Annotated in this window: 15 protein-coding genes and 1 pseudogene; 10 read left to right on the top strand and 6 right to left on the bottom strand. The window is 29.3% G+C overall.

From position 1 onward, the window contains the following. The first annotated feature begins 47 nt into the window (after nucleotides 1–47). The 9 genes from HKP59_RS07825 to HKP59_RS07865 all read left to right on the top strand — a co-directional run bounded on the left by HKP59_RS07825 (nucleotide 48) and on the right by HKP59_RS07865 (nucleotide 9,621). A complete protein-coding gene (locus HKP59_RS07825; RefSeq protein WP_291805340.1) occupies nucleotides 48–311 on the top strand; it encodes a DUF4834 domain-containing protein in 264 nt (87 codons plus the stop codon). Continuing rightward, the gene (locus tag HKP59_RS07830; protein WP_291805343.1) at nucleotides 312–2,741 is read left to right on the top strand and encodes a YfhO family protein; all 2,430 of its coding nucleotides are present in this window, start codon (nucleotides 312–314) and stop codon (nucleotides 2,739–2,741) included. Between the two features lie 191 nt (nucleotides 2,742–2,932). Beyond that, nucleotides 2,933–3,448, top strand: a complete 516-nt coding sequence (locus HKP59_RS07835; protein ID WP_291805346.1) for a methyltransferase — start codon at nucleotides 2,933–2,935, stop codon at nucleotides 3,446–3,448. 5 nt (nucleotides 3,449–3,453) lie between these two features. Further along, nucleotides 3,454–4,644 carry a glycosyltransferase family 4 protein gene (locus HKP59_RS07840; RefSeq protein ID WP_291805348.1) on the top strand — a complete coding sequence of 397 codons (1,191 nt, stop codon included), beginning with the start codon at nucleotides 3,454–3,456 and terminating at the stop codon, nucleotides 4,642–4,644. Further along, nucleotides 4,641–5,918 carry a glycosyltransferase family 4 protein gene (locus HKP59_RS07845; RefSeq protein ID WP_291805350.1) on the top strand — a complete coding sequence of 426 codons (1,278 nt, stop codon included), beginning with the start codon at nucleotides 4,641–4,643 and terminating at the stop codon, nucleotides 5,916–5,918. Before HKP59_RS07840 ends, HKP59_RS07845 begins: the two co-directional genes overlap by 4 nt. Next, nucleotides 5,915–6,994, top strand: coding sequence for a UDP-N-acetylglucosamine 2-epimerase (non-hydrolyzing) (wecB, locus tag HKP59_RS07850; RefSeq protein WP_291805353.1), 1,080 nt, complete (start codon nucleotides 5,915–5,917; stop codon nucleotides 6,992–6,994). Before HKP59_RS07845 ends, wecB begins: the two co-directional genes overlap by 4 nt. Beyond that, nucleotides 6,994–8,460, top strand: coding sequence for a polysaccharide biosynthesis C-terminal domain-containing protein (locus tag HKP59_RS07855; protein ID WP_291805356.1), 1,467 nt, complete (start codon nucleotides 6,994–6,996; stop codon nucleotides 8,458–8,460). Before wecB ends, HKP59_RS07855 begins: the two co-directional genes overlap by 1 nt. Further along, nucleotides 8,460–9,080: a hypothetical protein gene (locus HKP59_RS07860; protein ID WP_291805359.1), complete on the top strand. Its 621-nt coding sequence runs from the start codon at nucleotides 8,460–8,462 to the stop codon at nucleotides 9,078–9,080. The genes HKP59_RS07855 and HKP59_RS07860 overlap by 1 nt, the downstream gene beginning before the upstream one ends. Nucleotides 9,081–9,126: 46 nt before the next feature. Beyond that, nucleotides 9,127–9,621 (top strand): DinB family protein, encoded by a 495-nt coding sequence (locus HKP59_RS07865; protein ID WP_291805362.1) that lies wholly within the window; start codon nucleotides 9,127–9,129, stop codon nucleotides 9,619–9,621. On the opposite strand, the gene HKP59_RS07870 is transcribed toward HKP59_RS07865, so the two are convergent. From HKP59_RS07870 to trmD, 5 genes are all read right to left on the bottom strand, one after another. Then, the gene (locus HKP59_RS07870) at nucleotides 9,611–10,669 is read right to left on the bottom strand and encodes an ATP-grasp domain-containing protein (protein WP_291805364.1); all 1,059 of its coding nucleotides are present in this window, start codon (nucleotides 10,667–10,669) and stop codon (nucleotides 9,611–9,613) included. The genes HKP59_RS07865 and HKP59_RS07870 overlap by 11 nt on opposite strands. Further along, the gene (locus tag HKP59_RS07875) at nucleotides 10,669–10,893 is read right to left on the bottom strand and encodes a DUF6095 family protein (RefSeq protein WP_291805367.1); all 225 of its coding nucleotides are present in this window, start codon (nucleotides 10,891–10,893) and stop codon (nucleotides 10,669–10,671) included. Before HKP59_RS07875 ends, HKP59_RS07870 begins: the two co-directional genes overlap by 1 nt. Before the next feature lie 138 nt (nucleotides 10,894–11,031). Then, entirely contained in the window at nucleotides 11,032–13,257 is a 2,226-nt protein-coding gene (locus HKP59_RS07880) for an NADP-dependent isocitrate dehydrogenase (RefSeq protein ID WP_291805370.1), read from the bottom strand. Between the two features lie 780 nt (nucleotides 13,258–14,037). Then, a complete protein-coding gene (rplS, locus tag HKP59_RS07885; RefSeq protein ID WP_291805373.1) occupies nucleotides 14,038–14,388 on the bottom strand; it encodes a 50S ribosomal protein L19 in 351 nt (116 codons plus the stop codon). Nucleotides 14,389–14,476: 88 nt separating this feature from the next. Further along, nucleotides 14,477–15,154 (bottom strand): tRNA (guanosine(37)-N1)-methyltransferase TrmD, encoded by a 678-nt coding sequence (gene trmD / locus HKP59_RS07890; protein ID WP_291805376.1) that lies wholly within the window; start codon nucleotides 15,152–15,154, stop codon nucleotides 14,477–14,479. 119 nt (nucleotides 15,155–15,273) lie between these two features. On the opposite strand from trmD, the gene HKP59_RS07895 reads away from it, so the two are divergent. Then, nucleotides 15,274–17,370 (top strand): penicillin acylase family protein, encoded by a 2,097-nt coding sequence (locus HKP59_RS07895; RefSeq protein WP_291805379.1) that lies wholly within the window; start codon nucleotides 15,274–15,276, stop codon nucleotides 17,368–17,370. Here the strand turns inward: HKP59_RS07895 and HKP59_RS07900 are convergent. Then, a pseudogene (locus tag HKP59_RS07900) lies at nucleotides 17,367–17,662 on the bottom strand (protein-(glutamine-N5) methyltransferase, release factor-specific); the annotation flags it as partial. The gene HKP59_RS07895 and the pseudogene HKP59_RS07900 sit on opposite strands and share 4 nt — an antisense overlap.

Genomic DNA, 17,662 nt, shown 5'->3' on the forward strand with positions numbered 1-17,662 from the left:
AGTTCCTGTCAAATTGTTATTTTTGAAAATTATAAAACGTTATTTAAATGGGATTGTTAAGAACTATAGCAATTATAATTATTGTTTATTATGCTTTTAAATTTATTGGAAAGTATATTATGCCGTTGTTTTTAAAAAGGGTAGTGAAAAATGTTGAAAAGAAAATGAGGGAACAACAAGAAAATCAATATAAAGAGGATTCAGGAAACATTGGTGAAACTGTGATTGCTAAAAAACCACAAGTTAGAAAAGAAAGTAATAAAGATGTAGGTGATTATGTTGATTATGAAGAAGTAAAAGACGATAAATAAATGAAGTTTTCAGTTAAAGAAATTACACCATATCTTATCGCAATTGCAGTTTTTGTTTTTGTTTCGCTTGCTTATTTTTCTCCCGTTTTACAAGGAAAGAAAATTCAGCAAAGTGATATTACTCAATTTATAGGTTCATCCAAAGAAATTAAGGATTTTAGAAAAGAGTATGGTGAAGAACCGTATTGGACAAATACTTCTTTTGGCGGGATGCCATCATATGCTGTAAGCACTTACTATCCAAATGATTTTATCAAATCAATAGATAAGTTGCTTCGTTTTTTACCTCGCCCAGCTGATTATTTATTTTTATATTTTTTAAGTTTCTTTATTCTCCTTACGGTTTTAAAAGTTGATTGGAAACTCGCAATAATTGGTTCTTTAGGATTTGGACTGTCAACCTATTTGATAATCATTTTAGGTGTTGGCCATAATGCAAAAGCACACGCAATAGCCTATATGCCTTTAGTTTTAGGAGGGATTTTATTGGTTTTTCAACATAAATATTTATTTGGGTTTGTATTAACTGCTCTAGCAATGTCGCTTGAGGTTAGTGCAAGTCACATTCAAATGACCTATTACTTATTGTTTTTAGTGATAATTTTTGGAATTGTTCAATTAATAGAATCAGTTAAAAACAAAGAACTTCCTCATTTTGGAAAAAGCATTGGAGTTTTATTAATTGCTGTACTAATTGCAATAGGTACAAATGCAACTAGTTTGCTTGCGATGAAGGAATATTCTGAGCATAGTACTCGTAGTAAAAGTGAATTAACCATAAATCCTGATGGTTCTTCAAAACAAGTTACTTCAGGTTTATCCAAAGATTATATCACTGAATATAGTTGTGGACGGGCTGAAACTTTTAACTTGTTTATTCCTCGTTTTATGGGAGGAACACGACATGAAAGTTTGGAAAATAGTGAATTACAGAGTTTTTTACAAGATGCTGTAAATAAAGGATTAAACCCAAATGACGCAAATTACCTGATGCAAATAGCGTCCATGTATTGGGGAGAGCAGCCTATTGTAGCTGCACCAGCTTATATTGGAGCACTATTTATTTTTCTGTTTGTTTTAGCGTTATTTTTAGTTGAACCTAAAATTAGAAATTGGTTATTGGCAGCAACTATTTTTTCGATACTGTTGAGTTGGGGAAAAAACTTTAATATAATTACAGATTTTTTCATTGATTATGTGCCGTTATATAATAAGTTTAGAGCGGTTTCTTCAATACAAGTTATAGCAGAATTAGCAATTCCTTTATTAGGTATTTTAGGTTTAAAGGAGTTATTTTCTAATGAAACTGCAAAAGAATTAAAATTAAAGGCATTAAAATGGGCAACTATTATTGTTGGTGGTTTAGCTTTACTGTTCGTTATTGGAGGTACAGGTTTATTTACTTTTGAAACAGCAATAGACCTTCAAATTGAGGAACAAATATCAGGGTTTTTAGATGCAATTACCGCCGATAGAAAAACATTGTTTGTGAATGATAGTTTACGATCATTGGTATTTGTTGTATTAATTTCGGGAGCGATCTGGTTGTTTTTGAAAGAAAAATTAAACAAGAATATTCTTTTGATTGTCCTCGCTGTATTATTACTATTTGATTTGGTAAATGTTGATAAACGTTATGTAGATAATAACTTTTTTGTTTCGGCAAGGAAAGTTGATAAACCATTTGTTGCTTCTAAAATTGATAAAGAAATTTTAAAAGATAAAAGCATTTATAGGGTTGCTGATTTTACTAAAAATATCATGGCTGACGGCGCAACATCTTATTTTCATAAGTCTATTGGAGGTTATCACGCCGCAAAACCAAGACGTTATCAAGAATTATATGATTTTCAAATAGCTAAAAATAATATTCAAGTGTTAAATATGCTAAACACGAAATACTTGATTTTTGAAGATGAAAATGGGCAGAAATCAGTACAACAAAATCCAGAAGCAAATGGAAATGCTTGGTTCATAAATAGATTAAAAATTGTAAAAACTGCTAATGAAGAAATTGGAGCATTAGATAGTTTAAATACTAAAAGTGAAGCAGTTATTAACTCCAACCAATTAAGCAGTGATATTGCTAAAAATTACTCAATTGATACAACTGCAACAATTAAATTAATTTCATATGAGGCAAATGAATTAGCCTATAAAGTTAAGACGAATACTAATCAGTTTATTGTATTTTCTGAAATGTATTATAAAAACGGATGGAATGCTTATGTTGATGGAGTATTAACGCCACATTATCGTGTTAACTATGTATTGCGCGGAATGGAAATAACGAAAGGTGAAAACAATATTACATTTAAATTTGAACCAACCATTATTAAAAATGGAAATACAATAACACTTATATCATATGTGTTGTTATTAATGATTCCTTTAGGATGGTTTATTATTCAAAAAAAGAAATCTAAATAGAATAATTCATTAATTTTTCTATTCTTAGAATACAAGTTTTGTCTCTAAATCAAAATCAATTCCGAAAAAATTGTTTGATTCAAGTAAAAAATGAACTTTGATTTAGGACCCTTTTTTTATGAAATATTTTTACTGATTTTATAATTAAATCAATATCTTGCTACTTATTAGATGATTTAATTAGTTTGCTGATGTATAATGAATTACCGCATAAAAGATATAAACACACATTAGATTTTTTACAAAATATTTTACCAGCACCAGCTACAATTTTAGATTTGGGGGTTCGGAATCCATTTAGTGAAATTATGGAGCAACACGGATATAAAGTTTACAATACATCAGGTGAAGATTTAGATGAATTTCCAGAAATTGTAAAGCAGCATAAGGTTGATGCGGTTACAGCTTTTGAAATATTTGAGCACCTACTTTCTCCATATGAAGTATTGAAGGCTATTGAATGTGAAAAAATTATTGCTACAGTACCATTAAAATTATGGTTTGCCAAAGCTTATAGAAGTAAAACAGACATGCGCGATAGGCATTTTCATGAGTTTGAAGATTGGCAATTTGATTGGCTATTAGAAAAATCAGGATGGAACATTAAAAAGAAATCTAAGTGGACAAGCCCAATTCATAAAATAGGATTTAGACCAATTTTAAGAAAATTTACACCAAGATATTATGCTATTTACGCTGAAAAATAAGTAGTATGAGGATAGGAATGATTTTAGATAAAGTATTTCCACCCGACCCAAGGGTAGAAAATGAAGCTATTTCACTAATTAAAAATGGTCATGAAGTATATTTGTTTTGTTTAAAATATGGGAAGGAAAAGGATAATGAAAAGATAAAGGGCATTCAGGTTATAAGATATGCATCTAATAAGATGATTTATAAATTATCTGCTTTGGTTTATACAATTCCTTTTTATTCTTTAATTATGGCAAAAAAAATCAATCACTTTTTAAATACCAATAAAATTGACGTAGTACATATTCACGATATTCAAATCGCAGAAGCTACATTCAGAGCTGCTAAAAATTTAAAACTTAAAACTGTTTTAGATTTACACGAAAACAGACCAGAAATTATGAAGTTCTACGTTCATTTACAAAAATTTCCAGGTAAGTTTTTAATTTCTTCAAAAAAATGGAAACAAAAAGAGGAAATATTTATTAAAAAGGCAGACAAGGTTATTGTAATTACTGAAGAATCAAAAGATGAAATTATAAAAAGAACAAATACTAAGTCTGAAAATATAATTATTGTTCCAAATACAGTACATCAAACTTTTTATAAAAATGCAGTAATTCAAAATGAGATAATCGATAAATATAAAAATAATTTTGTTTTATTATATTTAGGGGATACAGGTTTAAGAAGAGGATTACAAACTGCAATAGCTTCTCTGAATAGTTTAAAGAATAAAATACCAACTATAAAATTGGTTATTATAGGAAGTAACACATCTGATACAGTTTTAAAATCTCAAGTTGAAGATTTAGATATAAAACATTTGGTTGATTTTGAAGGTTGGCAAGATGAAAAATTGTTTCCTTCCTATATAAAAGCAAGCTCAGTTTGTATTTCTCCTTTACACAAAAATTTACATCATGATACAACATATGCAAATAAGCTTTTTCAATATATGAGTTTTTCTAAACCATTATTGGTTAGTAATGCAACAGCACAAAAGAACATAATTGAAAAAACCAACTGTGGATTGGTGCATTTAGAAAAGGACTCAGATGATTTTGCAAATAATGTTGTAAAGCTATTTGAAGATGAAATTTTAAGAGAAACTTTAGGTAAAAATGGAAAGAGATTTGTTGAGGAAGATTTTTACTGGGAAAAAGCATCAAAAGATTTAATAGATTTTTATTCCAAATTAAGCACATGAAAAAAGTACTTGTCATCACCTATTATTGGCCTCCAGCAGGAGGTTCAGGAGTACAGCGTTGGCTTAAATTTGTGAAATATTTTAGAGGTTTTGGTATAGAACCAGTTGTTTATACAGTTGAAAATCCGAATTATCCAATATTGGATGAGTCACTTATGGGCGAGATTCCAAACAATTTAGAAATATTAAGACATCCTATTTGGGAACCAAATAATTTAATAGGGCTATTTGGTAAGAAAAAAAAAGAAAGTGCAGGTTTTTTAAATTCGAATCCTTCTTTATTTGGTAAGTTAGCTCACTACATTAGAGCCAATTTTTTTATTCCTGATGCTCGTAAATTTTGGATAAAACCATCTGTTAAGTTTTTAGAAGAATACTTGAAAGAGCATCATATTGATGTTATAATATCCTCTGGTCCTCCACATAGTATGCATTTAATTGCTCTCAAATTAAAAAAGCAATTAGGTATAAAATGGATTACTGATTTTCGTGATCCGTGGACTGAGATTGATTATTTTCATCAGTTACCACTATCTAAAAAGGCAATTGAAAAACACCACTTATTGGAAAAAGAGGTATTGAAAAATGCTGATGCTGTTTTAGTTGTTGGGAATTCAATGAAAGAGAAATATGTGAAATTTAATAAAAATACCTTAGTTGTAACCAATGGTTATGATACGGAATTTTCTGATGTTAAAACAGAATTAGATACGAAGTTTACGCTCACTCATATTGGATTGATGAATTCAGATAGAAACCCTAAAATGTTATGGGAAGTTTTAGCTGAAATTATCAGCGAAAATAAGTCGTTTGCTAACGATTTTGAATTAAAACTAATAGGAAACGTAGCTGATTCAGTGATAGCTGATATTTCAAAATTTGATCTTATAAAAAGTGTAACTTTAATTAATTATGTAGCTCATAATAAAGTTGTTGAATTTCAAAAAAAAGCACAAGTCTTATTGTTGCTTGTTAATAATGTGGTTAGTGCAAACCAAATTATTACGGGTAAAATATTTGAGTACTTAATGGCAAAACGTCCTATTTTAGCAATTGCACCAAAAAATGGTGATTTGGCCGAAATAATTAATGAAACGGCTAGTGGTTTTGTAGTTGATTTTGAAGAAAGAGATTTATTGAAAAAAACTATCTTAAATTTGTATTCGAAATTTAAAGAAGAAGAGTTGAGTATTGATTCAAAAAATATAAAACAATTTCATAGAAAAGAACTAACTAAAAAAGTTGCTCAAATTATTAATTCAATTGCTGAATGAAAAAAATTGTTACCATATTAGGAGCTAGGCCTCAATTTGTTAAAGCCGCAGTGCTTAGTAGAATTATTTCTAAACACAAAGCTATGCACGAAGTTATAATTCATACCGGACAGCACTATGATGAAAACATGAGTGCCATTTTTTTTGACGAAATGGAGATTCCAAAGCCAAAATATAATTTAAATATCAATGGGTTAAGTCATGCTCAAATGACTGGGCAAATGTTAGAGAAAATTGAAGAAGTATTGCTAATAGAGAAGCCAAAATTAGTTGTGGTTTATGGTGATACAAATTCAACCATTGCTGGCGCTTTAGTAGCTAAAAAAATGAACATTACGGTTGTTCATATTGAGGCAGGTTTGCGTTCTTTTGATATGAAAATGCCAGAGGAGGTAAATAGAATTTTAACTGATAGAATTTCAGATTTATTATTATGCCCAACTGACACAGCTATTAAAAACTTGAAAAATGAAGGTTTCGATAATTTACCTTCAAAAGTGGTAAAATGTGGCGATATTATGAAAGATGCAGTGGAGTTTTACGGGAAAAATTCAGCTGAAAAATCGACAATTATATCTAAATTAAATTTATCTAAAAATGAATTTGTTTTAGCAACGATTCATCGTGAAGAAAATACAGATTTAATAGAGAATTTAACAGCTATTTTTTCTGGATTGGAAGAAATAAATAAGTATAAACAGGTAATACTTCCTATACATCCAAGGACAAAAGCTGTTTTAGAAAAGAACAAGTTAAAATACAATGTAACTTTTATTGATCCTGTTGGTTACTTTGATATGTTAGAGTTACTTAAAAACTGTAATTTAGTCATAACTGATAGTGGAGGACTTCAAAAAGAAGCTTTTTTTAACAGGAAACATTGTATAGTTGCTAGAAATTCTACTGAATGGGTTGAGCTGGTAAATAATGGACTTGCTAAAATTGTTGGTAGTTCTTCAAAAGAAATAATAAAGGCATTTAAAGATTTTCAAAATTCAACAGCTAATTTTGAGATTGATTTATATGGAAATCAAGTAGGAGAGAAGATTCATTCTGAAATTCTTAAATTATTATAATGGGTATTGTTTTAAAACAATCTTTTTTAAATACGTTAATCTTATTTTTAGGATTTTCCATTGGTGGGATTAACGTATTATTTTTATTTACTCATTTTTTACACGAAGATTATTTTGGATTAATTACTTTTTTATTATCAACTGCTACTATTATTTTGCCATTATTAGTTTTTGGAATGCAGCATTCTGTAATTAAATTTTATTCCTTTTATACATCTAAAAAAGAGCAAGATAGCTTTTTGATTTCAACAATATTTATTCCCCTTTTAATAATTATTCCTGTAGGGCTTATTGGAATCTACTTGTATGATGTTATTGCAAATTGGATTTCTTCTGAGAATACATTAATTAAAGATTACACAAGCCTTATTTTTATTACTGCCATTTTTATGGGATATTTTGAAGTGTTCTATTCGTGGACGAAAGTTAAATTCAATTCTGTTTTTGGAAATTTTATTAAAGAGTTATTTGCACGTATTTGTACATCTTTTTTATTAATAGCGGTTTATTTTAAGTTGTTAACAAATGATGAATTTATATATGCTATTGTGCTAGTTTATGGAATTAGAGCATTCATAATGAAGCTATATGCATTTTATGTGTGTAGGCCTCAATTAGTATTTAAAATCCCTATGAATATAAAAGAAATTTTATCATTTTCTCTATATATCATTGTTGCTGGTTCAGCTGCAGGCGTTTTATTAGAAATTGATAAGTTTATGATACCTCAGATGGAACAAATTGCTGAAGTTGCGTATTATTCTGTAGGTATTTATATTGCAAGTGTTATTGCCATTCCAACACGTGCAATGCAGCATATCACAACTCCAATTACCGCTAAGGATATGAATGAAAATAAGTTAGCGGATGTAGAAAAATTATACAAACAAACTTCAATAAATTTATTAGTAATAGGCGGATTGTTTTTCTTACTAATTAATTTAAATATAAGTGATTTGTATATGTTAATTAATAAGCCTCAATTTACGAAAGGAATTTGGATTGTATTTATTATTTCTTTAGCTAAATTAATGGAGCTAGCATTAGGTACAGGAAATGCTATTTTGGTAAATTCGAAATATTATAAAATATTTTTCTATTTATCATTAGCAATGGCTATAAGTGTAATTTTACTGAATAAATGGCTTATTCATTTAATTGGAATCAATGGTGCCGCTCTAGCTACTTTAATTGTTGTGGTTTTTTATACAATTTTCAAAATTTTGTATATAAAGGGCAAATTAAATATTCAGCCTTTTAGTAGGCAAACAAGTAAAGTAATTACTGTTATCATCGTAGTTTTTGGTTTGTTTTATTTTTGGAATTTTTCATTTCACCCAATCTTAAATATTGTTTTAAAGAGTTTAATACTGGTCGTAACTTATGTTGTGCTCATAAAAAAATTAGAAATTTCTAAAGATATTAACTCTTTAATATCGAAGTATTTATTTTTTAAAATTAAATAATGGTAGTAAGTTATATTCTTCATGTGTTTTATGGTTTGGTTATGGCATATTTTGGTTTGGTTTCACCAGGTATGCTAAATATGACAGCACTAAAAATAAGAATAAATACAGGTAAAGTTGAAAGTGTAAAGTTTGCACTTGGTGCATCAGTTATTGTTTTTTTTCAGGCAGGAATTGCATTATTTTTTGCAGATTATTTCACTAAGAATCCTAAAATTATTGAGATTTTAAAAATTGCCGCTGTCTTTGTGTTTTTTGCATTGTCAATTTTCTTTTTTTTGCTTTCTAGAAAAAAAATAAAGCCTAACTCAGAAAGCAATAAAAAGAATTATTTTGTAAGTGGTTTAGCCATGTCATCGGTAAATATGCTGGCCATTCCTTTTTATTTGGGCCTAAGTATTTATTTAGTTTCTATTGATAAAATAATTATTGAACAACCGTATATTTTATTCTTTATTATTGGAGCATCAATAGGTTCGTTTTTATTGTTTTTTACCTACATTTTATTTGCTAAAATAATTATTAAAAAAGTTTCATTTATCGCTACTAATATTAATATTATTTTAAGCTTATTATTTCTAGTTTTAGGGATATTCACTTTAGTCAAGCTATTGGCTTAATTTTATTTTTTATATTTACGAAATTATTTTTTACGACTTAGTTGGTATGATTGAAGCTATTGAAAAAAACTTAGAACGAGGTATACAGTTATTGGAATATATTTCTGATGAAGAATATAGTAATACCTCAATAGCTCCATATTACTCAAGTATAGGAGGTCATATGCGACATATATTAGATGTTTTTGATTGTATTTTTAATGGTATAATTGAAAGAGATATAAATCTAATAGAAAGAACTCGAAATCAATCAGTTGAGAATTATACGAAAAGTGGTATTGATTATTTTGAGAAAACCATAAATCAATTAAATAAGATTAAATCAGAGGATTTGAATAAAATTTTGAAAGTGACTGATGATTTGGGTTTAGGAGTTGTTACCGCAAACTATACTTTAGCTTCAATACTAATTCAAGCTCATAGTCATGCAATTCATCATTTCGCAAGTGTAGGATATATTATTTCTCAGTTAGGGATACAATTACCAGATGACGATTTTGGATTTAATCCAACCACTCCAAGAGATAAAGTTATTGGTTAATCGATACGTTATTTATCTTTTTTAGATACTTCTTATATCTAAAATATAGGTGAATCAAATAATTAAAATTTGTAAAATTGGCATTATTCATATTTTTATTTTTTATACCAATAAGATATATTAATTTCCAGTGGTTTTTGATAGATTTTAGGGCGCCAAAATAAGTTCCACTGGATGCATCATAAATATGAGTTGGTTCAGAAATAACACCATTAATTTCAATAATTTTTAAGTTTTCACCTTTAATTAATTCTTCAAAAGTAGTATATTTAATATCAACTCTTCCATAGTACCAACCGTCAATATCAAAACTTAATTTATCGAAAAAATTAATTAAATCTTTGTTTATAAGGTTATTACCATTGATAAACTGTGTTCCTTTCGAGTGATTTCCAATAATATTGAGTACGATTTTTTCATTTAAAAGTGGAATTGTTTCAAGTTTATCTTTATTTATTTCTGAAATGAGTGAGGTATAAATTTTGGCTCTCTCATCTTTTAAAATAAGTTCAGAAATGGAAGATTTCCCATCGCCAATAATGGTTAAATATTTTTTTAATGTAATTGAGGTTATTTTTCCTGTTTTTTCATTGGGAAACCTATGATAAAAAATACCACATTCATTTTTATAATCAACAAACTCTTGTATAATTAAGTTGATAGAATTGTATTTTGTAATGTATTCGGATAATTCACTCTCTGAATTTATTTTTTGAACTAATAAACCTCTAAAACCAATATCAGGTTTTATAATTAAAGGATAGTTAATGTTATTTAAAGTAAGTTTAGGTAGTAAGTTTATTACTTGTTCACCTTTTTTTAAAAAAATTGTTTTTGGTTTGTAGCTATCAGGAATTAATTGAATGGTATCATATTTAGACTCTAGTCCATTACCTGATCCATCAATTGCTGGATTGACTGCTGAAAAAAATCCGAAACTCCTTGATTTTAAAGCTAAAAGAAATGCATATGGAATGATAGGAATATAAAACATGTACGAAGGCCAATATTCCCAATTTGTAATTTTTTTAAAATTAAGATTCGACATTATTTTTCATTAAAAAAAGCATTTAAAATAATTCTAATTCCTAAAAAGCCTATGATAATAGATGCAATTGCAATTAGCACTCCCGCGACAAACCATATATAATTGTTTTGGTGCTTTATGGCTTTTAAACCTATGGTAATTAATATAGGTCCAATAATTAATAGTGGAAATGCTATCAATTCATATTTTAATCCTCGTAATAGTTCATTTCTATCGGTACTCATTTATTTTTTTATTAATAGCTATTATTTGTCAAAAATACTAAATTGTACAACACTATTTAAAATTTGTGGAGATAGGTATGTCAAATAAAAAAGCGAGAATCCTATTTCTCGCTTTTTTAAAATTATTTATTTAAAAGCTTAGATAGAAGAAATAATACTATTTAAAGTAGCACTAGGTCTCATAGCTTTACTAGTTAAGTTATCGTCAAAATGGAAATATCCTCCAATATTAACAGCATCACCTTGAGCATTATTTAATTCTTGAACAATCGCCTGTTCATTAGCTTCCAAATCAGCAGCTACTTTTGTAAACTGGTTTTTTAATTCAGTATCTTTATTTTGAGCAGCCAACGCTTGAGCCCAATACATGGCTAAATAAAAATGGCTTCCTCTATTGTCTAATTCATTTACTTTACGAGAAGGTGACTTTCTATTATCTAAAAATTTATCAGTTGCTTCATCCAAGGTTTCAGCTAAAACTAGTGCTTTAGGGATATGGTAGTTTTCTCCTAAATGTTCTAATGAAACTGCTAAAGCTAAAAACTCTCCTAATGAGTCCCAACGTAAATGTCCTTCTTTGACAAATTGTTGCACGTGTTTAGGTGCAGATCCTCCAGCTCCAGTTTCAAATAACCCTCCACCTTTCATTAAAGGTACAATAGACAACATTTTAGCACTTGTTCCTAATTCTAATATTGGGAATAAATCTGTTAAATAATCACGAAGTACATTTCCAGTAACTGAGATAGTATCTAAACCTTCTTTAACTCTTTTTAATGTAAAGATTGTAGCATCTTTAGGAGACATAATTTGAATGTCTAATCCTGTTGTATCATGATTTGGTAAATAGATATTTATTTTTTCAATAATTTGAGCATCATGCGCTCTGTTTTTATCTAACCAAAAAATAGCAGGCGTACTAGTTGCTCTGGCTCTTTTAACGGCAAGTTTAATCCAATCTTGTACCGGAGCGTCTTTTACTTGACACATTCTCCAAATATCACCTTTTTCAACAGTATGCTCCATTAATGTAGCCCCATTGTTGTCAATTACTTTTACAACACCATTTCCAGGAATTTCAAAAGTTTTATCATGCGAACCGTACTCTTCAGCTTTTTGAGCCATTAAACCTACATTAGGGGTTGTACCCATTGTTGCAGGATCAAAAGCACCATTCTTTTTACAAAAATCAATAGTTGCATCGTATACACCAGCATAAGTGCTATCTGGTATTACAGTTTTGGCATCTTGAAGTTTTCCTTCAGCATTCCACATTTGTCCAGAAGTACGAATCATAGCAGGCATAGAAGCATCAATAATCACATCACTAGGAACATGTAAATTTGTAATACCTTTATCTGAGTCTACCATAGCAATAGCAGGACCATTTTCTAAACAAGATTTAATGTCTGCTTCAATTTCCGATTTTTGAGAAGCTGGTAAATGTTGAATTTTCTTTACAAAATCACCAAATCCATTATTTACATCAACACCTAATTCTTGAACTAAATCACTATATTTTTCTAAAACATCTTTAAAAAATACAGAAACAGCGTGTCCAAAAATTATTGGATCAGATATTTTCATCATAGTTGCTTTCATATGAATTGAGAACAACACATTTTTCTTTTTGGCATCTTTAATTTGAGCTTCCAAAAAATTTACAAGTGCTTTTTTATTTAAAACAGTTGCATCAATAATTTCACCAGCCAATAAAGATGTTTTTTCTTTTAAAACAGTGGAACCTCCATTTTTATTAAAAAATTCAATTTTAACTTCTGTAGCTTTTGAAACAGTTACAGATTTCTCATTTGAGAAAAAATCGTTTTCTCCCATGGTAGCAACATGCGTTTTTGAATCAGGTGACCAGGCACCCATAGAATGTGGATTTTTTTTAGCATAATTTTTAACGGCTTTTGGAGCCCTTCTATCAGAGTTTCCTTCCCTTAGTACAGGGTTTACAGCAGAACCTTTTACACTATTGTATTTTTGTTGAATTTCTTTTTCCTCTGAGGTTTTAGGATTTTCTAAATAATCAGGTATGTTATATCCAAGGGCTTGTAATTCTTTTATTGCTGCCACTAATTGTGGCACAGATGCAGAAATATTTGGTAGTTTGATGATATTTGCCTCGGGAGTTTTTGCCAAATCTCCTAGCTCAGAGAGAGCGTCTGATACTTGCTGTTTAGGTGTTAAACGGTCAGGGAATAAAGCTAATATTCTTCCAGCTAGAGAAATATCTTTTGTTGTAACTTCAATATTAGATGATTTTGTAAAAGCTTCAACAATTGGCAATAAAGAATAAGTAGCAAGTGCAGGTGCCTCATCTGTCTTAGTATAAATAATTCTTGGTGTTTGACTCATGGTTTTTGTATGTTTTTTAAACCTATAATTAGTTTTGATTATTTTAATTAAGGCATTAATAATTAAATAAATTTAAGCAGCACAAATATACTAAATATAGCTGGAAAAATTGCTTGCGAAAACGTTATAAATAGGGGGTGAATTTTATTATTAAAGCAAAAAAAATGAGATATTTTATAGGAATAATAATACGTTGAAAAAACAAAAGCCATCATATTGATTTCTCAGTATCATGGCTTTTTGCTGAAACACTTTTTTAATAAGTTTACAATTACTTTTATTTAATTGTTTTAGCTATTCTCGTTAAAGATCACCCACAATTATCAATTTCACTGTAACTTGTTGCTTTCTTACAAACTCAACTTCTTACTAATTAGTTATTTCGTTTAAAATAAAACTCAAAACTTTGTTGTAATTTATTAAAATCACTCGCCTTGAAATTTTTATTTTAAATGGTGCTTTTAAAACTATGTTTCCATTCATTCATGCTAAATATCAGGGCACATTACTACTTAAAGCTTAGTTTTAAAAACGATGTTCAAGAACATTTCGAACTTCACTTTGAGAATTTTAGTGTTATTTCAAAATTTGCATCTCTCCATTTCACCTCACATCTCTCTGTTAATTCTTATGTAAAATAATGACAGAAAAAGGGAATTTCCAAATTTATAACTGTTTAGTTTTGAACAAGATATAAACGTGACTTATTAACATTTGTTAACAACAAAAAACCCGCTTTGAATTTCAAAACGGGTTTTAATAATATTATTAAAGAATAACTTAACGTCTTTTCTCTGTAATTCTAGCTTTTTTACCAGTTAATCCTCTAAAGTAGAAGATACGTGCTCTACGAACTTTACCGTGTTTATTCACTTCAATTTTTTGAATAGCAGGTAAGTTAATAGGGAAAATTCTTTCAACACCTATTGTTCCAGACATTTTTCTAATTGTGAAAGTTTCTGAAGCTCCTGTTCCTCTTCTTTGAATTACTGTTCCTTTAAAGAACTGAGTACGAGTTTTTTGCCCTTCTTTAATTTCGTAGTATACTGTAATTGAATCTCCTGCTTGAAATTGAGGGAACTCTTTTTTATCTACAAATTCGTCTTGTATAAATTTTACTAAATTTTCCATTGTTAACTTTTAAATGGTTTTATCAATAATCAACATTCACGATTTTCGTCAGAGGTTAATTTTGAGATTGCAAATTTAATAAAAAATATTAGTCTTCCAACAAGTCAGGTCTAATTTTTTTAGTGCGCTCAAAAGCTTGTTCGTTTCTCCATTCTTCAATTTTAGGAAAATTACCTGACAGCAACACTTCTGGCACCTTAAGGTCCTTATATTCAGAGGGCCTAGTGTAAACAGGAGGTGAAAGTAAATCGTCTTGAAAAGAGTCAGTTAAAGCTGAAGTTTCGTCACCTAGAACACCTGGAATAAGGCGAATAATAGAATCACATAAAACCGCAGCACCTAATTCCCCTCCACTTAAAACATAATCTCCTATTGAAATTTCTTTAGTAATAAATAAATCTCTAACACGTTGATCTACTCCTTTATAATGTCCACAAAGAATAATAATGTTCTCATTTAAAGATAAAGTATTTGCTGTTTGTTGAGTTAGAGTTGGGGCATCTGGAGTCATATAAATTATTTCATCATAAGTTCTTTCTGATTTTAATTTTGAAATGCATTTATCAATAGGCTCAACCATTAAAACCATTCCAGCTCCTCCGCCAAATTGATAATCATCTATTTTTCCATAGTCATTTAAGGCATATTTTCTTAAATCATGAAAGTGAACTTCTGCTAAATTTTTATCAATGGCACGTTTGATTATTGAAAACTCAAACGGACTTTTAATTAATTCTGGAGAAACTGTAATAATATCAATTCGCATGGTACAAAGATACTTTTTTGTGTTTAAAACTTTAGCAATAAAATGGTTATTTAGTGATTTAATATTTTAAATTTCCTCAATTAATCAAATCATTTATATTTACAAAAAATCATGAATAGATGCGTAAACTTCAATTCTTAGTACTTATATTAATAACTGCTTGTTCAACCATTCCTGAATCTGAAGAATTTTCAGCAATTCAAATAGCAAGAGATGCTTGGGGAGTACCACATATTTTTGCTAAAACTGATGTTGAGGTTGCTTATGGTTTGGCTTGGGCTGAATGTGAAGATGATTTTGTGACACTTCAAGAGTTAATGGCTGCTTGTAAAGGAATGTTAGGAGAAATAAAAGGAAAAGATGGGTTAGTGGCAGATTTTGGAGTGAAATTTATGGGTTTTCAAGAAATTGCTGCAAAAAAATATACTACTGAAGTAACAGGAAAGTTTAAAAACTATTTAGAAAGTTTTGTGAATGGAGTAAATGCCTATGCCGCTTTGCATCCAAATGAAGTTTTGTTAAAAGATTTATTCCCATTAACAGGACAAGATATTATTGTAGGTTATTTACTAGGAAATCTAGAAGTTTCACATGCAGGGCAAGACTTGGCTAAAATCATGAACGGAACTATTATTAAAGAGTTAAAAAGTGATGTTCCAAAAGGATCTAATGCATTTGCAATTTCTAAACGAAAAACAACAGATCATAAAACGTATTTAGCGGTTAATGCGCATCAACCTCTAGAAGGTTGGTATTCTTGGTATGAAGCACATTTAAATAGTGAAGAAGGAATGAATGTTTTAGGTGGAACCTTTGCTGGTGGAATTTGTATTTTCCATGGAGTAAATGAAAATTTAGGATGGGCGCATACTGTAAATCACGCAGATTTTTCTGATGTGTATGAATTAGAAATGCATCCAGATAAAGAAGATTTTTATCACTTTGACGATGAGTGGTTGGAATTAAAGGAAAAAATATATTGGTCTTGGTTAAAGCTTGTGGGTCCTATAAAAATTCCAATTAGAAAAACTATTTATGAGAGTAAATACGGTCCAACTTTTAAAACTGATAAAGGTGTTTTTGCTTGGCGTTTTGTTGTTGGTCAATCTATAAAAATGGCTGAACAATGGTATGAAATGAATAAAGCGAAAAATTTTGACGAATTTAAAAAAGCATTAAAAATTAGAGGTTTAGCTTCATTAAATATTGTCTATGCTGATAAAGATGATATTATTTATTATGTGAGTAATGGTAGATTTCCAATTAGAAATCCAGATTTTGCATGGGATAAAGTATTACCAGGAAATACCTCAAAAAATTTATGGAGTCATGAAATTGTTCCTTTAGATAGCTTACCTCAAGTTTTAAATCCAAAAAGCGGATGGGTTTTCAATACAAATAATACTCCTTTTTCAGCGAGTGATAGTTTAAGTAATTTCAAGGAAACTTCTTTTAATAAAACGATGGGCTTTCAACCAACCGGATTAGAAAATAATAGAAGTATACGTTTTTTAGAGTTGATTTCTCAATATGATAGTATGAGCTATGATGATTTTAAGCGTATAAAATACGACAATCAATTTCCATCAAAAATGACGACCAGGACAGCTACTAATTTAGAAATGCTTATGAATTTGAATCCTGAAAAATACCCTGAAATTGCTGATGCTATAAAATTACTGAATGGGTGGGATAGAAAAACAGATATTACAAATACAACAGCAGCCTTATATATATTATCTTGGATGCATTTAGATGAAAGACGTAAAATGGAAAATAGAATTGAAATTGGCGGTAAAATCACTCTAGATGATTGTATTTATGGTATTACAGAAGCAAAGAAAGAATTGATAGCAAATTATGGTTCATTAGAGGTTGAGTTAGGAAAATTACAGCGGCATAGTAGAGGAAATGTAAACATTCCAATTGGTGGTGCTCCAGATGTTTTAGCCGCTATGTATGCTAAAAAGCAAGAAGATGGAACTTATAGAGCTCACGCAGGAGAATCCTACATTCAATTGGTTCGTTTTGGAGAAAATGGTGTAGAAATAGAATCAATAAATAGTTATGGAGCTTCATCTAAAGAAAATGCGGAAAATTCTACTACACAAATGAACTATTATGCTGATCAGAAATTAAAGAAAATGACCTTAAATAAAGATGAAGTCCTTAAAACCGCTGTAAAAATTTATTCTCCAATGAGAATAAAGAACTAATTATTAGTTGCTTTTATCATGCGATCAGCTCCAAAAATATCTTTTTTTAATTGGCCATGTTTGAAATTTCTCGAACTCAATAATTCAATAGTTTGTGAACCTAGGTACTGATTAATTTCAAAATAAATAACACCGTTTTCTTTGAGATTTTTTTTGGCAAAATCGGCAATTTTTTCATAAAATAATAGAGGGTTTTCATCATCTACAAAAAGTGCTAAATGAGGTTCATTCGCTAAAACATTTTGTTGCATTTGTTCTTTTTCTAATTCACGGACATAAGGCGGATTAGAAA

Origin of the sequence: Lutibacter sp., assembly GCF_013041805.1 — a bacterium.
Taxonomy (GTDB): Bacteria; Bacteroidota; Bacteroidia; order Flavobacteriales; family Flavobacteriaceae; genus Lutibacter.

Excerpts from the sequence above, each read along its gene's own strand:
- HKP59_RS07870 (WP_291805364.1), bottom strand. The coding sequence starts at position 10,669 with ATGTCGAATCTTAATTTTAAAAAAATTACAAATTGGGAATATTGGCCT.
- HKP59_RS07845 (WP_291805350.1), top strand. The coding sequence starts at position 4,641 with ATGAAAAAAGTACTTGTCATCACCTATTATTGGCCTCCAGCAGGAGGT.
- rplS (WP_291805373.1), bottom strand. The coding sequence starts at position 14,388 with ATGGAAAATTTAGTAAAATTTATACAAGACGAATTTGTAGATAAAAAA.
- HKP59_RS07825 (WP_291805340.1), top strand. The coding sequence starts at position 48 with ATGGGATTGTTAAGAACTATAGCAATTATAATTATTGTTTATTATGCT.
- HKP59_RS07840 (WP_291805348.1), top strand. The coding sequence starts at position 3,454 with ATGAGGATAGGAATGATTTTAGATAAAGTATTTCCACCCGACCCAAGG.
- wecB (WP_291805353.1), top strand. The coding sequence starts at position 5,915 with ATGAAAAAAATTGTTACCATATTAGGAGCTAGGCCTCAATTTGTTAAA.
- HKP59_RS07860 (WP_291805359.1), top strand. The coding sequence starts at position 8,460 with ATGGTAGTAAGTTATATTCTTCATGTGTTTTATGGTTTGGTTATGGCA.
- HKP59_RS07895 (WP_291805379.1), top strand. The coding sequence starts at position 15,274 with ATGCGTAAACTTCAATTCTTAGTACTTATATTAATAACTGCTTGTTCA.
- HKP59_RS07855 (WP_291805356.1), top strand. The coding sequence starts at position 6,994 with ATGGGTATTGTTTTAAAACAATCTTTTTTAAATACGTTAATCTTATTT.
- HKP59_RS07880 (WP_291805370.1), bottom strand. The coding sequence starts at position 13,257 with ATGAGTCAAACACCAAGAATTATTTATACTAAGACAGATGAGGCACCT.
- HKP59_RS07875 (WP_291805367.1), bottom strand. The coding sequence starts at position 10,893 with ATGAGTACCGATAGAAATGAACTATTACGAGGATTAAAATATGAATTG.
- HKP59_RS07830 (WP_291805343.1), top strand. The coding sequence starts at position 312 with ATGAAGTTTTCAGTTAAAGAAATTACACCATATCTTATCGCAATTGCA.
- HKP59_RS07835 (WP_291805346.1), top strand. The coding sequence starts at position 2,933 with ATGTATAATGAATTACCGCATAAAAGATATAAACACACATTAGATTTT.
- HKP59_RS07865 (WP_291805362.1), top strand. The coding sequence starts at position 9,127 with ATGATTGAAGCTATTGAAAAAAACTTAGAACGAGGTATACAGTTATTG.
- trmD (WP_291805376.1), bottom strand. The coding sequence starts at position 15,154 with ATGCGAATTGATATTATTACAGTTTCTCCAGAATTAATTAAAAGTCCG.